Genomic DNA, 16,087 nt, shown 5'->3' with positions numbered 1-16,087 from the left:
CGCTCACCAGCCGAAGGTGCGGTCGACGGCGTCGAGCACCCGGTCGAGGTCGGGCAGGTACTCCTCCTCCACCCGGCTGGCCGGGTAGGGGGTGTCGAAGCCGGTGACGCGCAGCACCGGGGACTCCAGGGAGTAGAAGCACTCCTCGGTGATCCGGGCGGCGATCTCCGAGCCCAGGCCCAGGTTGCCCGGGGCCTCGTGCACGACCACGCAGCGGCCGGTGCGCCTGACCGACTCGTACGCGGCGGTCAGGTCCAGCGGGGAGAGCGTGCGCAGGTCGATGACCTCCAGCTGCCGGCCGTCCTCGGCGGCGGCGGTGGCCGCGTCCAGGCAGGTCCGCACCATCGGGCCGTACGCCAGCACGGTCGCGTCGGTGCCGGCCCGCGCGACCCGGGCCGAGTGCAGCGGGTACGCGTCCGCGAGCGGGGCGTCCAGGTCGACCGGGCCCTTCTCCCAGTAGCGCCGCTTGGGCTCCAGGAAGACGATCGGGTCGTCCGAGGCGATCGCCTGCTGGATCATCGAGTACGCGTCCTGCGGGTTGGCGCAGGTGACGACCTTCAGACCGGCGGTGTGGGCGAAGTACGCCTCGGGCGACTCGGAGTGGTGCTCGACCGCGCCGATGCCGCCGCCGTAGGGGATCCGGATGACCATCGGGATCCGGACCTTGCCCTGCGAGCGGTAGTGCATCTTCGCCACCTGCGACACGATCTGGTCGTACGCGGGGTAGACGAAGCCGTCGAACTGGATCTCGCAGACCGGGCGGAAGCCGCGGATGGCGAGGCCGACCGCGGTGCCGATGATGCCGGACTCGGCCAGCGGGGTGTCGATCACCCGCTGGTCGCCGAAGTCCTTCTGGAGCCCGTCGGTGATCCGGAAGACGCCGCCGAGCTTGCCGACGTCCTCGCCCATGATGACGACCTTCGGGTCGTTCTCCAGGGCCTTGCGCAGACCGGTGTTCAGGGCCTTGCCGAGGGTGAGCGTCTCCGTGGCCATCAGTGGGCGCTCCCCTCGAACGACTCCATGTACTTGCTGAACTGCGCCCGCTGCTCGTCGAGCTCGGGAGACCCGGTGGGGTAGACGTGGTCGAACATCGACACCGGCTCGGGGTTGGGCATGGCGAGCACCCGCTCGCGCAGGTGCACCGACTCGGTGCGGGCCTGCTCGTCGACGGAGGCGAAGAAGTCCGCGTCGGCGATCTGCTGGTTGGTCAGGAACGCCTTCATCCGGGCGATCGGGTCCTTGGCCTGCCAGGCCTCGACCTCGCTGGCGATCCGGTAGCGGGTCGGGTCGTCGGAGGTGGTGTGCGCCCCCATCCGGTAGGTGTACGCCTCGATCAGGCTGGGGCCCTGGCCGAGCCGGGCGTTGTCCAGCGCGTGCCGGGTCACCGCGTAGGAGGCGAGCACGTCGTTGCCGTCCACCCGTACGCCGGGGAAGCCGAAGCCACCCGCGCGCTGGTAGAGCGGGACGCGGGTCTGCCGCTCCAGCGGCTCGGAGATGGCGTACTGGTTGTTCTGGCAGAAGAAGACCAGCGGCGCGTTGAAGACGCTGGCCCAGACGAACGCCTCGTTGACGTCGCCCTGGCTGGTGGCGCCGTCGCCGAAGTAGGCGATCACCGCCTCGCCGTCGTCGGTGCCGGTCTTGCCGTCCATGGCGACACCCATGGCGTACCCGGTCGCGTGCAGGGTCTGCGCCCCGATCACGATCGTGTACATGTTGAACTTGAACTCGTTCGGGTCCCAGCCGCCCTGGTCGACGCCGCGGAACAGGCCGAGCGGCATGATCGGGTCGATGCCCCGGCAGTAGAGGACGCCGTGCTCCCGGTAGGTCGGGAAGGCCATGTCCTGGGTACGCAGCGCGCGCCCCGAACCGACCTGCGCGGCCTCCTGGCCGAGCAGGCTGGCCCAGAGGCCCAGCTCGCCCTGGCGCTGCAGCGCGGTGGCCTCGGCGTCGAGCTTGCGGACCAGCACGAGGTCGCGGTAGAGCCCGCGGTACTCCTCGTCGGTGAAGTCGACGCGGTACTCGGTCCCGTCCGGGCCGATCGCGCTCTCGATCCGCTCACCGGTGGGGGTGAGCAGCTGTACGAGTTCCGGCTCGCCCGCCGCGGCGGTGCGCTTGGACCGGGGTGCGGCCCGCCGGCCGCGGCTGGTGACCCCGGGGTCGCCCTTTGCCATCCGTCTCTCCCTGTCGTGTCTGCGTCGGCGCCGGGGGTGACCCGTCCGCGCAACTCGTACGCCGGCCCGGCCGGTGCCGGGCTGGTTCCTGGCGGCCGCGCCTAGCCCCGGTGAGGGTTGCCGCGCGGCGGTGAGCCGGATTCGGGGAGGAACCCGGTTCGGGAGCCGGCGCCGAACCGCGCCTGCCGCGGGGTGCGCGGAGGCCGGCTGCGTTGCCGTCGTGCCTGAATGATTGCAGAGGAGGTGAGCGGTCCCACAGTATGGCCTCCCCCACCGGTCCCGTTCCGTCGTCTTCGCGACGCATCGACGTATTTGTCCCTTGGAAGATTCACGGCGACGGACATTTTGTGTGTCGACACGCTGTGGTCCCTGGTGAACTGAGCGTCACTGGTCCAAGCTGACCTGGGTGCTGGCTGGGCGTTTCAAGCCGTATGTCTGTTTAGGAAGCCCGCCGGTGCCCGGTTGCTCCAAATTCGACGAGGGAGTTGTGCGGTGTCCGAGTCAGGTGACGGTCCTCCCGCCCCCATGCTCGGCCGGCACCGCGCCGGTGGCGGGTACCGGCGGATGATCGGCGCGCACCGCGCCCCCGGACCGGCCGGCCCCGGCCGCGGCTACCTCTTCACCGTGGCCCTGCTCGCCGGCACGGCGTCCATGCCGATCCTCGCCGCCTTCAGCACCGGCTCCGCCACCGTCGGCAGCAGCGCGCTCCCCGACGGGAGCACCCCCTTCCTGCCCACCCCCTCCGACGGCCCGGTGGTGGTCCCGCTGCCCGCCACCGGCCAGCCCGCGCCGCCGTCCGCCGGGCCCGGGGACCTGCCCGCCGTCCCCGCCGCGGGGCCCGGCGCGGTCCGGTTGATCCCGCTGGGGCCGCCGCTGCCCGCGCTGCCCGCGGCCGCGCCGGCGCCACCGGCCCCGGCCGCTCCCGGCTCGGCCCAGCGCCCACTGCCGCCGCCCCCGCCCCCACGGCCCACCCCGCCCGCACCGGGCCGGACCGCCGCACCGACCCCCGCACCCCGTCCGACACCGGGCGGCTCGCCGACCCCCGGGCCCACCCCGACTGCCGAGCCGAGCAGCACCTTCTCCGAGCCGCCGGACCCGACGCCCACCGTCAGCGCGGAGCCCACCGCCACCGGCTCGCCCGAGCCGTCGCCCGACCCCGAGCCGTCGCCCGACCCCGAGCCGTCGCCCGACCCCGAGCCGACTGTGACCCCGACGGCCGCGCCGACCGTGGCCCCCACCCGTACCCCGCCGCCGGCCCCGTCGCCGGCCGCCGGGCCGCGCCCCGCCGCCACCGCCGCCACTGCCGCCACCGGCGGCCCGCGCCGGCGTCCGGCCGCCCGCCCGCCGGTCCGCCCGCCGTCGCCCACCGCCCGTCCGCCGAAGTTCCCGGCGGCCACCCCGAGCCCGGCCCCGCAGCGCCCGGCGGCGCCCGCGCCGACCAGCCACGACGCCCCCGATCCGGACGGTACGGTGACGGGCGACGCCAGCTGACCGGGCCGTACGCCCGCCGCCGCCGGCGCAACCGGCCCGCGGCGGGGCCGGACGGGACGGATCGGGGACGGGGAGCTGAGCGGGATCGACGGGGGTGGTGACGACTCTGGACCCCGCACGGCCGTCGTACCGCCCGGAGCGCTGACCCGGCTGGCCCGGCTGGTGACCGAGGTGACCGCCCCCGCCGTGCTGGTCACCCTGCTGACCGTCGCGGTCGGCTGGCACGGCGCCGGCGGCGCGCACGGGCTGGGCTGGGCGCTGCTCGCCTCGGTCTTCGCCAGCGGCATCCCGTTCGCGTACATCCTCGGCGGGGTGTGGCGCGGCCGACTGACCGACCACCACGTGGGCGTCCGCGACCAGCGGCGCGTACCCCTGCTCTTCGGGCTGGCCTCGGCCACCGCCGGCCTGGCGCTGCTGGCGGCGCTCGGCGCCCCCCGGCCGGTGCTCGCCCTGGTCGCCGCCGGGGTGGTCGGCCTGGTGGTGGCGGTGACCGTCAGCCACTGGTGGAAGATGTCGATCCACACCGCGGTGGCCGCCGGCGCGGTGGTCGTGCTGACGCTGACCTTCGGCCCCCGGATGCTCGCCGCCGCGCCGCTGCCGGCCCTGGCCGGCTGGTCCCGGGTACGGCTGCGCGACCACACCGTCGCGCAGGTGGTCGTCGGGGGCGTGGTCGGCGGTCTGGTCGCCGGCCTGGTCTACGCCGCGCTGCGCTGAGCGCGGCGTGACCGGTCAGGGGGTGTCGTCGCCGAGGCGCTGGCGGTTGGCCTCGATCCAGGCGTCCAGCGCGGCCGGGTCGTCCGGGTCCACCCCGTCCGCCATCAGCTGCGCCACCGCGGCGGTGGCCGGGCTGCGCCGCTCACCCGTGCTGTAGAGCCGGGCGAACTCCGGCACCAGCTCCTCGATCGCCTCGTCCGTCCGGGTGACGGCCTGCTCCGGCAGGCCGCGCCGGTGTCCCGCGAACGCCGTCCAGGCGCGCAGCACCCGGGGCAGCATCGCCGCGTCGTCCATGTCCAGCACGGCCCGGCGGTGCACCCAGTCCAGCAGGAACAGCCCCGCCACCGCCGGGCTCCAGCGCAGCGGGTCGGCGTCCGGGAAGCTCGCCGCGTGGTCGAAGAGCAGGCCCAGGCAGAAGTGCAGCGAGGCCAGCTCCGCGTCGCCGTCCAGGGCGTGCAGGCCGGCGCGGGCCGCCTCCGGCGACGCCAGGAAGGCCCGCACCAGCTCGGTGCGCTCCTCCCCGGTGAGCGGCTCGGCGTCCCAGGTCAGCGTGTCCGCCGGCGCGCCGGGCAGCACTGCCAGCCGGGCGCCGACCAGGGCCCGGTCGGTGGCGAGCGAACCCTCGCCGGGCAGGTCGCCGAGGTCGTCGGTGACCGTCAGGTGCCGGCTCACCTCGCCGTGCATCCGGGCCGGGTCCTCCTCGCGGAACCAGGTCAGGTCGTCGGTGGCGCACATCTGCCGGACCTGTTCGAGGATCCGCTCGGCGGGGCCGCCCACGAAGACGTCCTTGGTGATCCCGATGTTGTGGTCGACGAGCGCCACCAGCGCGTGCTCCGGACCGCCCGTCGCGTCGTCGTAGGCGAAGGTGGCGAGGTAGGAGGTCTGGTCGCCGTACACGTCGCCGTACGACCAGGCGCCGGTGAGGTGCACCCGGCCGAGCTGGCCGGACCAGGCCGGGGCCTGGGTGCCGGGGCGGACCTTCGCCGCGCCCTCCGCGTCCGGCACCAGCGCGGCGAAGACCGACCGGATGGTGGTCGCGGCGGCGGTCCGGCGGCGCGAGGTGGCGGCCAGGAAGCCGGAGACGAACTCCCGTACCGCCCGCTCCCGGTCGGTCTCGGCGATCGCGTAGACGCTGCCCAGCAGGGCGGCGCCGAGCATCTCGGCGTCGAGGGCGGTGTCCAGCCTCGTCACGTCGCGGGCGGCGTGCAGCACCGCGTCGTAGGGGGTCTGTGGCGTGGCCATGGTCCGACCCTACGCCGCGACGGCCGCGGGGACACCCGTGCCGAGGCCGGGCCTCACCGCGCCGCGTCGCGCAGCGCGCCCCTGGCCTGCCCGTACCGGTCGAGGACGGCCCGTACCGGGCTGAGGACGTACATGTCCCCGACCTCGGCCACCGCGACGGTGAGGCGCTTCTCGGCCCGTTGCCGGGCCCGCCGGGCCGCCCAGCGGATCACCGGCCGGGTCACCGCGGCCACCAGCAGCCCGGCGAGCAGGCCGCCGAGCAGCAGCAGGGTCGGCAGCGGCACCTCACCCACCCGCGGGTACTCCAGGGCGGGCAGCCCGAGCGCGCGCAGCGCGTAGCCGAGCAGCAGCCAGCCGAGCCCGGCCAGCGCGGCCAGGGTGACCAGCCACTGGACGCCACCGACGAGCCGCCACCAGAGCGGCCGGCGGTCCATGCCCAGGTCGGTGCCGGCGATCGCCCGGTCCAGCGCGTCCGGCAGATCGTCGAGGCGGGACCGGGCGGCCGTGGTGACCGCGTCCGGCCAGGGCGCGGGCAGGTCGGCCCCGGTGCGGTCGGCGACCGCGCGGATGGCCAGCCCGAGGGCGGACCGCTGGGCGGCGGTCGGGTCGGGCACCGAGGTCGCGGCGACCAGGCTCTCCGCCGGCTGGTCGGCCCCGGCGGCCGGGCCGGGCAGGTGCAGCCGACGCAGCGGATCCGGTCGCAGCCGGCGCCAGCCCCGGACGACCGGCCAGCCGGTCGTGCCGCCGGCCCGGTGCCGGTACGCCCCCTGGACGGCGTCGGCCACCGCCGGCACCCCGGCCGCGCCGGCCAGGGCCCGGTCCAGCGAGCGGACCGTGTCCTCGTCCGGGGCGTCGCGGGGGACGTCCGTGACCACCAGCTCACCCAGCCCTGCCACGACGGCGTCCACGTCGCCGGAGAGCCGGCGCAGGGACGCCTGACGCTCGGCGACCGCCCGTTCGAGCGCCTCCCGCAGCCCGGTCATGCCGGCCTGGTCGACCGCCGTGGTGGCCAGCAGCGGCACGCCGTCCAGCCCGTCGGCGTCGAGCAGCCGGCGCAGGTCGTCGAGGACCCGGGGCAGCTCGGTCGCCGACAGCCGGTCGGCCTGGTTGAGCACGACCAGGGTCACGTCGCGGTGCCGGTGGAACTCGCGCAGGTAGCTGGTGTGGATCACCCGGTCGGCGTACTTCTGCGGGTCGACCACCCAGACCACCAGGTCGACCAGGCCGAGCAGCCGGTCCACCTCCAGCCGGTGGGACCGCTGCACCGAGTCGAAGTCGGGCAGGTCGAGCAGGACCAGCCCGTGCAGGCCGGTCTCGTCGTCGGCGTCCAGCGCGCTCTCCCGGACGAACCGGTGCCGGGGCAGCACGCCGAGCCAGTCGAGCAGTCGGCTGGCGCCGTCGAGCGGGCCCCAGACGCAGGCGTGCGCCACGCCGGTGGTCGGGCGGCGCACGCCGACCGGGGAGAGGTCCAGCCGGGCCAGCGCGTTGAACAGGCTGGACTTGCCGCTGCCGGTGGCGCCGGCGAGCGCCACCACGGTGTGGTCGCGGGAGAGCGCCAGCCGGGTGCCGGCCCGCTCGACCAGGGTGTGCGCGGTGACCAGGCGGGAGTCCGGCACCTGGCCGTCCACGGCGGCCAGGAAGCGGCGTACCGCGTCGAGGCGGGCCACCAGGTCGTCGGCGTCCACCCGCTGGTCACCCCGGAACGCTTCGCGCATCCGGCCGACGATGCCCGTCATCGGCGGTCACCGCCCGGGGCGGGCAGGCCGTCGCCGTCGCCGTCGGCGAGGCCGCTGCGGTGCCGGGCCACCTCGACCCGGGACGCGGCCCGGCGCAGCTCGGCCCCGGCGTCCGCGCCGGGCCGGGCCTCGTCGGTGCGCGTCAGGTAGCGCGCCGCCTCCTCGTCCAGCAGCGCCCGGACCCGGTCCAGCAGGTCGGCCCGGGCCTTGTTGGCGAGGGTACGCACGGCCTGGTCGCCGAAGATCGCCTGGAGCACGGCCTGCGCGGCGACGGTGGTGCCGGCCCCGGTCGCCACCTCCAGGCCGGTCGGGATGAACGCGGTCGAGGCGAAGACGGCGATCATGACGGCGAGGCCGGTGGCGTTGACCGCGTACGCGGCGGTGCGGGCCACGAAGCGCCGGTCGCCGCCCTCGGCCTTGACCAGCTCCAGCACCCCGCGCTGCCAGTCCCGGACCAGGCGTTCGGCCCGCTCGGAGAGGTCGTCGGAGGGGTGGGCCAGCGCCGGTTCGAGCAGCGCCGCCCCGGCGGGGTGCGCCTTCCAGGCGGTGTACGCGTGCTCGGCCGCCTCGGAGGAGACCCCGCGCAGCAGGGTGACCAGTTGGGACTCGATGGCGTTGCGCAGCTCGGTGGCGGGCGTGGCGGGGCGTCCGGTCATCGCGGCGACCACCCGGTCGCGCAGCCGGCCGATCCGCGCCTCCAGCGTCCGGAAGAACTCGCCGGTGCCGACGAACTCCTGCCACCGGGCAAGCACCTCGCCGCGGAGCAGCCGGCCGTCCTTGAGCCCCTCCTCCACCGTGCGGTGCGCACCCCGGTACGCGGCCCGGACCCGCTCGTCGAGCGCGTCGGCGGCGGCGACCTGCTCGTCGGCCGCCTCGGCCAGCGCCTCGACGGTCGGGTGCAGCGAGGCGAGCGCGCCGTCCAGCGTCTGCCGGACCACCGCCGAGCGGGCCTCGGCGTCGGCGGCCAGCCGGGAGAACCAGGCGCTCAGCGGCGCGGTGACCTTGTCCGGCAGCAGGCCCTGGCCGTCGACCCAGGTCTCGGGCAGGACGAAGAGCGGCGCGGCGCCGAGATCCTGCACGGCGAGCATCTCCGACAGGTGGGCGGCGATCTCGTCGGCGGCCTCCGGCGGCACCCGGTCGAGCACCATGGCGATGGCCGCGCCCCGGGCCCGGGCGCTGCGCAGCAGCTCCCAGGGGACGGCGTCGGCGTACCGGGCGGCGGTGGTGACGAAGAGCCAGAGGTCGGCGGCGGCCAGCAGCTGGCCGGCGAGGGCCCGGTTGGCGTCGACCACCGAGTCGATGTCGGGGGCGTCGAGGAAGGCCAGCCCGGCGGGGAGCGCGGGCGCGGTGACCAGGTGCAGGGAGCGCGGGTCCTCGCTCGGCTGGGTGGTGCGGGTGAGGCCGGGCAGCAGCTCGCCCTGGCGGAACCAGGCGGAGTCCGCCGGGTTGCAGACCAGCACCGGGGAGCGGGTGGTCGGGCGAAGCACCCCGGCGGCGCTCACCCGGGCCTGCACCAAACTGTTGACCAGGGTCGACTTGCCGGCGCCGGTGGAGCCGCCGACCACCACCAGCAGCGGCGCGTCGAGCCGGGCCAGCCGGGGCAGCAGGTAGTCGTCGAGCTGGTCGGCCAGGGCCGAGGCGGTACGCCGGGCCGGCTCGGCCGACGGCAGGGTCAGCGGGAAGCGGGCGGCGTCGATCGCGGCCCGCAGCCCGGTCAGCGCGGCCGGGAGGCCGTCGGCGGTGGTGCCGGGGGCAGCCTCGGCGGCGTCCGGCGACCCGGTGCGGGCGGCGACGGGGGGCGCGCCGGACCGGGTGGCGGGATCGCCTTTCGTCGTCACCGCTAAAGCGTGCCCGACCGATGCAAGGGAAGACAACCGGACGGTAATAACGGTCGGGTTGCGTCGGGTCGGCTCAACCCCGACTTGCGGATTGCCGGCGGCATGGCACTATTGAGTCAAGTTCACTCAACTTGCGGTGCGGTCGCTGCGGGCGGCCCGCCGGGCAGGCCCGTGACCTGCCTCAACGTTACGAAGCGAGGAAGCGAAGATGGCACGTGCGGTCGGTATCGACCTCGGCACGACGAACTCCTGCGTCAGCGTTCTCGAGGGCGGTGAGCCCACCGTCATCGCCAACGCTGAGGGCTCGCGGACGACCCCGTCGATCGTCGCGTTCGCCCGCAACGGCGAGGTGCTCGTCGGTGAGGTCGCGAAGCGCCAGGCGGTGACCAACCCCGACCGGACCATCCGGTCGGTCAAGCGGGAGATCGGCACCAACTGGTCCGTCGACATCGACGGCAAGAAGTACACCCCGCAGGAGATCTCGGCGCGGACGCTGATGAAGCTCAAGCGGGACGCCGAGGCGTACCTGGGCGAGCAGATCACCGACGCGGTGATCACCGTCCCCGCCTACTTCAACGACGGTCAGCGCCAGGCCACCAAGGAGGCCGGTGAGATCGCCGGCTTCAACGTGCTGCGGATCGTCAACGAGCCGACCGCGGCCGCCCTGGCGTACGGGCTGGACAAGGGCTCCAAGGAGCAGACCGTCCTGGTCTTCGACCTCGGCGGCGGCACCTTCGACGTGTCGCTGCTGGAACTGGCCGAGGGCGTCATCGAGGTCAAGTCGACCAGCGGTGACAACCACCTCGGTGGCGACGACTGGGACCAGCGCATCATCGACCACCTGGTGAAGACCTTCCGTGGCGAGCACGGCATCGACCTGGGCCAGGACAAGATGGCCCTGCAGCGGCTCCGTGAGGCCGCCGAGAAGGCCAAGATCGAGCTCTCCGCCGCCACCACCACCAACATCAACCTGCCGTACATCACCGCCGGCTCCGCCGGCCCGCTGCACCTCGACGTGACGCTCAGCCGCGCCGAGTTCCAGCGGATGACGCAGGACCTGCTGGACCGCTGCAAGGGCCCGTTCGAGCAGGCGGTGAAGGACGCCGGGATCAAGATCTCCGACGTCGAGCACGTGATCCTGGTCGGCGGCTCGACCCGGATGCCCGCCGTGACCGACCTGGTCAAGCAGCTCACCGGCCGTGAACCCAACAAGGGCGTCAACCCGGACGAGGTCGTCGCCGTCGGCGCCGCCCTGCAGGCCGGCGTGCTCAAGGGCGAGGTCAAGGACGTCCTGCTGCTCGACGTGACGCCGCTGAGCCTGGGCATCGAGACCAAGGGCGGCATCTTCACCAAGCTGATCGAGCGCAACACCACCATCCCGACCAAGCGCTCCGAGGTCTTCACCACGGCGGACGACAACCAGCCGTCGGTGCTGATCCAGGTGTTCCAGGGTGAGCGGGAGATCGCGGCCTACAACAAAAAGCTCGGCACCTTCGAGCTGACCGGCCTCCCGCCGGCGCCGCGCGGCGTGCCGCAGATCGAGGTCGCGTTCGACATCGACGCCAACGGCATCGTCAACGTGCACGCCAAGGACCTGGGCACCGGCAAGGAGCAGAAGATGACGATCACCGGCGGCTCCTCGCTGCCGAAGGACGACATCGAGCGGATGCGCCGGGACGCCGAGGAGCACGCGGAGGAGGACAAGCGCCGCCGCGACGACGCCGAGACCCGCAACGTGGCCGAGGCGCTCCAGTGGCAGACCGAGAAGTTCCTCGCCGAGAGCGGCGACAAGCTGCCCAGCGAGAACCGCGACCAGATCAACGAGGCTCTCGGCGAGCTGCGCGGTGCGCTCGGCGGCCAGGACATCGAGAAGATCAAGGCGGCGCACGAGCGGCTGGCGCAGGTCTCCCAGCAGGCCGGTTCGCTGCTCTACTCGCAGCAGGCCGAGCAGGGTGAGCAGCCGGGCGCGGCCGGCCCGGGCGCGGGTGCGGGTGCCGCCGGCGGCCCGCAGGCCGGTGGCACCGACGACGTGGTCGACGCGGAGATCGTGGACGAGGACAAGAAGTGACGGTCCGTCCCCGATCCGGACTCACGGTAGAGAGAACGAGGTAGTCGCATGACGGAGAAGCCACGAGCCGCCGACCCGGGAGCCACCGGGTCGGTGCCGGGTGGCTCCGCGCCCGCCGAGCAGGCCGCCGGCGACGGGCCGCGGGTCGTCATCCGCAACAACCGCAAGATCGGCAAGACCGAGGAGGCGCCCGCCGCCGCCGACGCCGGGGCGGACGTCCCGGCCGAGGGCCTGGTGGAGGAGGCCGAGGTTGTCGTCGACGAGATCGAGGTCGAGACGGTCGACGGTCCGGTCCCGGCCGGTCCGCCCGTGGTGGACGCCCCCGCGCAGCCGGTCGACGGCGTCGCGGTGGCCCCGCTCGGCGCCGAGCTGGAGGACCTCCGGGCCGAGCTCGACGAGCGGACCCGGGACCTGCAGCGGGTGTCGGCGGAGTACGCCAACTACCGCAAGCGGGTGGACCGCGACCGCGGTCTGGTGCAGGAGCAGGCGACCGGCTCGGTGCTCGCCGCGCTGCTGCCGATCCTGGACGACCTGGACCGGGCCCGCGAGCACGGCGACCTGGTCGGGCCGTTCGGCACGGTGGCCGAGCAGCTCACCACCGCGCTGGGCAAGTTCGGGCTGACCCCGTTCGGGGAGCAGGGCGACCCGTTCGACCCGACCCGGCACGAGGCGGTCGCGCACCAGACCTCGGCCGACGTGGACGAGCCGACCTGCGTCCAGGTGATGCGTCGGGGCTACCAGCTCGGGGAGCGGCTGCTGCGGCCCGCGCTGGTCGCGGTCGCCGACCCGGAATAGTGCGGAACCATCCGGTCGCCCCGCCCGCCGTACGACGGCGGGTGGGGCGGCCGGGCCACATCAGGCGGAAGGGGGTGGACCGGTGAGTTCCAAGGACTGGATCGAGAAGGACTACTACGCCGCGCTCGGCGTGCAGAAGTCCGCCTCCTCGGACGAGATCAAGAAGGCGTACCGGAAGCTGGCCCGGGAGTCGCATCCGGACCACAACCCGGGTGACCCGAAGGCCGAGGAGCGGTTCAAGACCGTCTCCGAGGCGTACGCGGTGCTCGGCGACGAGGCCAAGCGCCGCGAGTACGACGAGATGCGCTCGCTGTTCGGCTCGGGCGCGTTCCGGCGCGGCGCCCGGGGCGCCGGGCAGCCCGGCGGGGTGCCGTTCGACGTCTCCGACCTCTTCGGCGGCGGTGGCGCCGGTGGCGCCGACACCCGGTTCGGCGGGGGTGGCTTCACCGACCTGTTCAGCTCGATCTTCTCCGGCGGTGGCGGGGCCGGTGGCCCGGCGCGTCCCCGCGGCCCGGCCCGCGGCCGGGACGTGGAGACCGAGGTGGCGCTCGACTTCGACGACGCGGTACGCGGGGTGACCGTCCCGCTGACGCTGCGCGCGCCGGGGGTCTGCGACACCTGCCACGGCGACGGCGCGAAGCCGGGCACCCGGCCGAAGGCCTGCCCGGTCTGCCACGGCGCCGGGGTGACCACCCGCAACCAGGGGTCGTTCAGCTTCTCCGAGCCGTGCCGCACCTGCCAGGGCGTGGGCACCGTCGTCGAGGAGAAGTGCCCGGAGTGCCAGGGCACCGGCGGGGTGACCAAGACCCGCACGCTGAACGTCCGCTTCCCCGCCGGGGTGGCCGACGGCCAGCGGATCAGGCTGGCCGGGCGCGGCGAGCCGGGTGAGCGGGGCGGCCCGGCCGGTGACCTCTTCGTGCAGGTCAAGGTCCGCCCGGACGAGCTGTTCGGGCGTACCGGGGACGACCTCACCCTGACCGTGCCGATCACCTTCGCCGAGGCGGTGCTCGGCACCGACCTGCGGGTGCCCACCCTCGACGGCGCGGTGACCCTGCGGGTGCCGCCGGGTACGCCGTCCGGGCGGGTGCTGCGCGCCCGGGGCAAGGGCGTGGTGCGGCGCGACGGTCAGGCCGGTGACCTGCTGGTCACGCTGGACGTGGTGGTGCCGGCGGTGGTGTCGGACGAGGCGCGGGCGACGCTGGAGTCGTTCGCCGAGCAGACTCCGCCGGCGGCTCGGGAACATCTCGACGCGCGGGTGCGTCGGGTCGGTTGACCGGTGGATCGGGTGCGGAGGTGAGCGGGATGTCGGGCGATTTCGTCGGTTCGGGTGACCCTGCCTACGAGGCCAAGGTGCTGATGATCTCGGTCGCGGCGCGGATGGCGGGGATGCACCCCCAGACCCTGCGCCAGTACGACCGGCTGGGCCTGGTGCAGGCCGGCCGGGCGGCCGGCGGTGGGCGCCGCTACAGCGTGCGCGACGTGGTGCTGCTGCGCGAGGTGCAGCGGCTCAGCCAGGACGACGGCATCAACCTGGCCGGGGTGAAGCGGATCATCGGCCTGGAGCGGCTGCTGGAGCAGGCGCAGCAGCGGGTGGCCCGGCTGGAGGCCGAGCTGGACGCCGCGTACCGGCGGATCGCCGAGCTGGAGTCGCTGGGCGGTTTCCCGCGCGGCGACCTGGTGCCCACCAACCGCACGTCGACGGCGCTGGTCGTCTGGCGTCCCCGCCGTACCCCCGACCGCTGAATTTCCCGCCCGGCCCGATGGCCGGGCGGGCCCGCTGACCTGCACCGGGCGTTTCACCGCTGCCAGTTCGCGTTTCTCCGGCGAGGGTCGGACCCCTTGGGTTAGCCTCAGAACCAGGTCCAACCAACCCAATCCGGACTCCGATGGCAGGGGGAGCCATGGCGGAATCGGCGAAGAAGGTTGCCCAGCAGACGGAGGGCCGGCTCGACAAGGTGGCCGAGAACGTTCGGCAGGGGTTCGACCGGGTGACCAAGGGTCGCTTCAGCGACCAGATCAAGAACGGCCGGTTCAGCGACCAGGTCGACCACGGCATCGACCAGGGGCGCGTCGAAGCGAGACGCCGGAAGCAGGGTGGATCGGAACGCTGACGATCCGCCGACGTGCGGGCCGGGACCCACGGGGGGTCCCGGCCCGTTCGCCTTGTCGAGGAAGAGTTGTCACCGGCCGGCCCGCAGCGCGCCGGCCGCGGGCGTCAGCCGATCCGGCGGTTCTCCCGGACCAGACCGCCCTCGCACCAGTCGTGGTAGACGAAGAGGTCCTGCCGGGCCAGCAGCACCCGGCTGTTGTGCGCCCAGTTGCGCATCAGCTCGTCGCCCTCCCGCTCGGCCTGCTCGACCAGCTTGCGGAAGCGGCGCTTCGGGTGGGCGCGGAAGTTCGTCCGGATGCCGTCCGCCGCGTAGATGTAGAGGCAGTGCAGGGCGAACCGGCGGGCCGGGCAGGCCGGGTCCATCGCCAGGTCGAAGAGGGTGAGCACCAGGTGGTCGCCGGCGACCAGCAGGTCCCAGTCGGGCGGCATCGAGGCCAGCGGCACCGAGTCCGGGTGGTAGGCCCACGCCCGCAACTCCGTCGGCGACGGGTCGACGGGGTTGGCAAAGCCGTGGAACGTCGAATCCTGCACGCTCACCGGCAACCTTCCGCTTACGCCCGCGGGGCGCACCGGCCACCCGCGGACCCCTGGCTCGTTGGGGCAGAACCGTAACCGTCGCCGGTGGGCTGGCGGAAGAGCTTGTCGGGAGCAATTCGACAACGGGCGGACCGGCCCCGGGTCAGCCGTACGGCCGACCCGGCCGGGGCACGCTCAGTCGGTGGTCGGCACCGGTTCGGGCCGGCGGATCGTGGCCCGCCGCCGCAGCCAGACCTTGAACCAGCCCATGTCGGGCAGCCGCGCCAGCATCGGCCCGGTCACCACCGTGATCAGCACGTACGCCGTCGCGAGCGCCGCCAGTCGGGGCTCGACGGTGCCGGCGGCGACGGCCAGCCCGGCGATGACGATGGAGAACTCACCGCGCGGCATCAGCGCGAAGCCGGCGCGCCAGCGACCGGGCTCGGCGATGCCCGCCCGGCGGGCCGCCAGGTAGCCGGTGAGCAGCTTCGTCCCCATGGTCACCACGGCCAGGGCGAGCGCCGGCAGCAGCACCGGCGGCATGTCCCGGGGGTCGGTGACCAGGCCGAAGAAGACGAAGAAGACCGCCGCGAAGAGGTCCCGCAGCGGGGAGAGCAACTGGGTCGCGTGGTGCGCCACCGGCCCGGAGAGCGCGATGCCGACCAGGAACGCGCCCACCGCCGCCGACACCTGGAGCTTGGCCGCGACGCCGGCGACCAGCAGGGTCAGCCCGAGTACGCCGAGCAGCAGCGCCTCGGGGTCCTTGGCGGACAGCGCCGCGGAGATGAGGTGGCCGTACCGGATGGCCACCACCAGGACGACGACCACGGTGAGCACCGCGACGCCGAGGGCGATGCCGCCCTTGACCAGCCCGACGCCGGCCAGCAGCGCGGTGACCAGCGGCAGGTAGAGCGCCATGGCCAGGTCCTCGATGACCAGCACGGAGAGGATCACCGGGGTCTCCCGGTTACCGACCCGGCCCAGGTCGCCGAGGACCTTGGCGATCACGCCGGAGGACGAGATCCAGGTGATGCCGCCGAGCACCACGGCGGCCACCCAGCCCCAGCCGAGCAGCAGCGCGAACGCGAAGCCGGGCAGCGCGTTGAGCAGCGCGTCGATCAGCCCGGCCGGCGCGGCGGAGCGCAGGTTGCCGACCAGCTCGTTGGCGCTGTACTCCAGGCCGAGCATGACCAGCAGCAGGATGACGCCGATCTCCGCGCCGACGGCGAAGAACTCCTCGCTGGCGTTGAGCGGCAGCAGGCCGCCGTGGCCGAAGCCCAGGCCGGCGAGGAGGTAGAGGGGGATCGGGGAGACCCCGAACCGCCGGCTTAGCCGGCCCAGGAGTCCGAGGAGCAGCAGCAGCGCGCCGACCTCGACGAGCAGTGTGGTGGTTTCGTGCATCCGCC

General features: G+C 74.3%; 14 protein-coding genes. 7 read left to right on the top strand and 7 right to left on the bottom strand.

Annotated features, from left to right (window positions below; all coding sequences use genetic code 11):
• Window positions 1-3 precede the first annotated feature (3 nt).
• Both FHX75_RS15995 and pdhA read right to left on the bottom strand, forming a co-directional pair.
• Complete coding sequence (locus FHX75_RS15995; protein ID WP_088959543.1) at window positions 4-993, bottom strand: alpha-ketoacid dehydrogenase subunit beta; 990 nt, start codon at window positions 991-993, stop codon at window positions 4-6.
• A complete protein-coding gene (gene pdhA / locus FHX75_RS15990) occupies window positions 993-2,171 on the bottom strand; it encodes a pyruvate dehydrogenase (acetyl-transferring) E1 component subunit alpha (RefSeq protein WP_154940787.1) in 1,179 nt (392 codons plus the stop codon). The genes FHX75_RS15995 and pdhA overlap by 1 nt, the downstream gene beginning before the upstream one ends.
• A gap of 492 nt (window positions 2,172-2,663) precedes the next feature.
• Between pdhA and FHX75_RS30805 the strand changes: the two genes are divergently transcribed.
• A complete protein-coding gene (locus FHX75_RS30805) occupies window positions 2,664-3,662 on the top strand; it encodes a hypothetical protein (RefSeq protein WP_170285381.1) in 999 nt (332 codons plus the stop codon).
• A gap of 171 nt (window positions 3,663-3,833) precedes the next feature.
• Window positions 3,834-4,376 (top strand): phosphatase PAP2 family protein, encoded by a 543-nt coding sequence (locus FHX75_RS15980; RefSeq protein WP_246158107.1) that lies wholly within the window; start codon window positions 3,834-3,836, stop codon window positions 4,374-4,376.
• Window positions 4,377-4,391: 15 nt separating this feature from the next.
• Here the strand turns inward: FHX75_RS15980 and FHX75_RS15975 are convergent, their stop codons facing one another.
• The 3 genes from FHX75_RS15975 to FHX75_RS15965 are packed head-to-tail and all read right to left on the bottom strand — an operon-like array spanning window position 4,392 to window position 9,192.
• On the bottom strand, window positions 4,392-5,618 hold the full coding sequence (locus FHX75_RS15975) for a hypothetical protein (RefSeq protein WP_154940783.1): 1,227 nt from the start codon (window positions 5,616-5,618) through the stop codon (window positions 4,392-4,394).
• Window positions 5,619-5,671: 53 nt separating this feature from the next.
• The gene (locus FHX75_RS15970) at window positions 5,672-7,354 is read right to left on the bottom strand and encodes a GTPase (RefSeq protein ID WP_154940781.1); all 1,683 of its coding nucleotides are present in this window, start codon (window positions 7,352-7,354) and stop codon (window positions 5,672-5,674) included.
• Window positions 7,351-9,192 carry a GTPase domain-containing protein gene (locus FHX75_RS15965; protein WP_154940779.1) on the bottom strand — a complete coding sequence of 614 codons (1,842 nt, stop codon included), beginning with the start codon at window positions 9,190-9,192 and terminating at the stop codon, window positions 7,351-7,353. Before FHX75_RS15965 ends, FHX75_RS15970 begins: the two co-directional genes overlap by 4 nt.
• A gap of 208 nt (window positions 9,193-9,400) precedes the next feature.
• Between FHX75_RS15965 and dnaK the strand changes: the two genes are divergently transcribed.
• The 5 genes from dnaK (at window position 9,401) to FHX75_RS15940 (ending at window position 14,166) form a co-directional block, all read left to right on the top strand.
• The gene (dnaK, locus tag FHX75_RS15960; protein ID WP_154940777.1) at window positions 9,401-11,260 is read left to right on the top strand and encodes a molecular chaperone DnaK; all 1,860 of its coding nucleotides are present in this window, start codon (window positions 9,401-9,403) and stop codon (window positions 11,258-11,260) included.
• Window positions 11,261-11,308: 48 nt separating this feature from the next.
• Window positions 11,309-12,055, top strand: a complete 747-nt coding sequence (grpE, locus tag FHX75_RS15955; protein ID WP_154940775.1) for a nucleotide exchange factor GrpE — start codon at window positions 11,309-11,311, stop codon at window positions 12,053-12,055.
• Window positions 12,056-12,137: 82 nt separating this feature from the next.
• Window positions 12,138-13,328 carry a molecular chaperone DnaJ gene (gene dnaJ / locus FHX75_RS15950; RefSeq protein ID WP_154940773.1) on the top strand — a complete coding sequence of 397 codons (1,191 nt, stop codon included), beginning with the start codon at window positions 12,138-12,140 and terminating at the stop codon, window positions 13,326-13,328.
• 29 nt (window positions 13,329-13,357) lie between these two features.
• On the top strand, window positions 13,358-13,798 hold the full coding sequence (locus tag FHX75_RS15945; RefSeq protein WP_088959533.1) for a heat shock protein transcriptional repressor HspR: 441 nt from the start codon (window positions 13,358-13,360) through the stop codon (window positions 13,796-13,798).
• Between the two features lie 158 nt (window positions 13,799-13,956).
• Entirely contained in the window at window positions 13,957-14,166 is a 210-nt protein-coding gene (locus FHX75_RS15940) for a hypothetical protein (protein WP_154940771.1), read from the top strand.
• 104 nt (window positions 14,167-14,270) lie between these two features.
• Here FHX75_RS15940 and FHX75_RS15935 read toward each other — a convergent pair whose 3' ends face one another.
• Window positions 14,271-14,702 (bottom strand): hypothetical protein, encoded by a 432-nt coding sequence (locus tag FHX75_RS15935; protein WP_088959529.1) that lies wholly within the window; start codon window positions 14,700-14,702, stop codon window positions 14,271-14,273.
• A gap of 174 nt (window positions 14,703-14,876) precedes the next feature.
• The gene (locus FHX75_RS15930; protein ID WP_154940769.1) at window positions 14,877-16,082 is read right to left on the bottom strand and encodes a cation:proton antiporter; all 1,206 of its coding nucleotides are present in this window, start codon (window positions 16,080-16,082) and stop codon (window positions 14,877-14,879) included.
• Between the last annotated feature and the right edge of the window lie 5 nt (window positions 16,083-16,087).

Origin of the sequence: Micromonospora palomenae, from assembly GCF_007829925.1 — a bacterium.
GTDB lineage: Bacteria > Actinomycetota > Actinomycetes > Mycobacteriales > Micromonosporaceae > Micromonospora > Micromonospora purpureochromogenes.
Note: the sequence above shows the minus strand (reverse complement) of the source record. Positions and strands in the feature narration are given on the sequence as shown.

Coding starts and splice junctions, on each gene's coding strand:
- FHX75_RS15975 (WP_154940783.1), bottom strand. CDS start 5,618: ATGGCCACGCCACAGACCCCCTACGACGCGGTGCTGCACGCCGCCCGC.
- FHX75_RS15970 (WP_154940781.1), bottom strand. CDS start 7,354: ATGACGGGCATCGTCGGCCGGATGCGCGAAGCGTTCCGGGGTGACCAG.
- grpE (WP_154940775.1), top strand. CDS start 11,309: ATGACGGAGAAGCCACGAGCCGCCGACCCGGGAGCCACCGGGTCGGTG.
- FHX75_RS15995 (WP_088959543.1), bottom strand. CDS start 993: ATGGCCACGGAGACGCTCACCCTCGGCAAGGCCCTGAACACCGGTCTG.
- dnaK (WP_154940777.1), top strand. CDS start 9,401: ATGGCACGTGCGGTCGGTATCGACCTCGGCACGACGAACTCCTGCGTC.
- FHX75_RS15930 (WP_154940769.1), bottom strand. CDS start 16,082: ATGCACGAAACCACCACACTGCTCGTCGAGGTCGGCGCGCTGCTGCTG.
- pdhA (WP_154940787.1), bottom strand. CDS start 2,171: ATGGCAAAGGGCGACCCCGGGGTCACCAGCCGCGGCCGGCGGGCCGCA.
- FHX75_RS15940 (WP_154940771.1), top strand. CDS start 13,957: ATGGCGGAATCGGCGAAGAAGGTTGCCCAGCAGACGGAGGGCCGGCTC.
- FHX75_RS15945 (WP_088959533.1), top strand. CDS start 13,358: ATGTCGGGCGATTTCGTCGGTTCGGGTGACCCTGCCTACGAGGCCAAG.